Annotated in this window: 2 protein-coding genes; both read left to right on the top strand. The window is 63.0% G+C overall.

Translation table 11 applies throughout. The features are described from left to right. Positions 1–135: 135 nt before the first annotated feature. On the top strand, positions 136–915 hold the full coding sequence (locus ACOVRJ_RS01505; RefSeq protein ID WP_422042142.1) for a hypothetical protein: 780 nt from the start codon (positions 136–138) through the stop codon (positions 913–915). Beyond that, positions 912–1,346 carry a hypothetical protein gene (locus ACOVRJ_RS01510; protein ID WP_422042143.1) on the top strand — a complete coding sequence of 145 codons (435 nt, stop codon included), beginning with the start codon at positions 912–914 and terminating at the stop codon, positions 1,344–1,346. The genes ACOVRJ_RS01505 and ACOVRJ_RS01510 overlap by 4 nt, the downstream gene beginning before the upstream one ends. Positions 1,347–1,359 lie beyond the last annotated feature (13 nt).

The raw sequence follows: 1,359 nt of genomic DNA on the forward strand, positions 1-1,359 counted from the left end.
TGTAGACAACGCCGGCAACCGCATCAGGTATTCGCTCGAGGCTCCGCAGGAAGGTGACTACCACTGCCGTCGCGCGGCCGGCGATGCGCTGGGTGCACTCGAGTCGGTACTGATGCAGGCTGGGGCCGAGCTGTAATGGGAAGTGCGGTTCATCTGAGGAACTGTGATTTGCCGCTGTGCGGTCGCTTCGACGGCGCTGCACCGGCTCTCGATGCGGAGGCGGTGGACACGATCGAAGCGCACTGGATGTCGCGCCTACAGGCAAATCCACGGCTGGTTCGTGGCTCCGTGCTCTGGCTGCGCCATCTTGAGGTCGGGCAGCGCCACGTCGACCTGCATTTCGGCCTCAGCGACTATGCGCACTACCTGTACACGCTGGACAACCCGGGGGCCTCGGTCACACCCTGCCGCGTTGCTTACACTTCGGCGCTGCTGCTCACCACAGATGGATTCGCAGTCTTCGGCGAGATGGCCCCTTGGACGTCTACGCCGCGGCAGTTGCAGTGCGCTGGCGGCGGACTTTCTTTGGCCGACGTTGCAGGTGACATGGTGGACATCCGGCGCAACATTGCAACGGAGATCTCCGAGGAGCTGAACCTCTCCATGGAAGCACCAGCACTCGCTTTGTCGCTGCAACGTCCCACCTTCATCAAGACCGGTGGCCGCAATGACTTTCTCGGGCTCATCCACGTTGTCCAGGTTCCGATGAGTCTCGCCGGTGTGCAGCAGCGCCATGCCCAGCTTCCGGAGTCCGAGCGCGAGTTCGCCCGGCTGGTCGGTGTACGGCCCGTTGACGTGGCGGACTTTTCAGCATTGGATGACCGGCCACGTGTCGACTACCTGATACCGCTGCTGCAGGCCATCGCCTCGACGGTCGACAGTGACCTGCGTCCGATGGGCACATCGGCCCGATGACGCAGACTCAACGCGGTGTGTTCCTGGTGCTGGAAGGCATCAGCGGAGCGGGCAAGTCGACTCTCGCGGCTCGGTTTGCCTCGCTGCCAGGCTGGATCAAGGAAGCTACGATCACCCCCGATCTGACCGGATTGCTGGACACGATCGACGTTCACGCCACGGCAGCCGATCACATGGGCTTCTGGCTGGCCCTGCAGTACGCCATCCGTGCCCGTATCGAGCCTGATTTGCTTGCGGGGCGAAATGTCGTGCTCGAGAGCTATGTGTACCGAACCATTGCCAGCCACTCGGTGCTGATAGACGGACCTCCCCCGAAAGTCGACTGGTCCCGCGCGCTCGAACCGGATCTCGCCGTATTGCTGGATGCCAAGGAGCCCGTTCGACTGGCTCGCATCGGCGCTCGCGACGCGGCCTACGCAGAGGGTGTTTGAATTTCCTGTGCTC

The sequence above is a fragment of the Roseateles sp. genome (assembly GCF_049240545.1).
Lineage (GTDB): Bacteria > Pseudomonadota > Gammaproteobacteria > Burkholderiales > Burkholderiaceae_C > Paucibacter_A.

Bases quoted from the DNA above. Each gene is read 5' to 3' on its own strand.
- ACOVRJ_RS01505 (WP_422042142.1), top strand. From the start codon at position 136: ATGGGAAGTGCGGTTCATCTGAGGAACTGTGATTTGCCGCTGTGCGGT.
- ACOVRJ_RS01510 (WP_422042143.1), top strand. From the start codon at position 912: ATGACGCAGACTCAACGCGGTGTGTTCCTGGTGCTGGAAGGCATCAGC.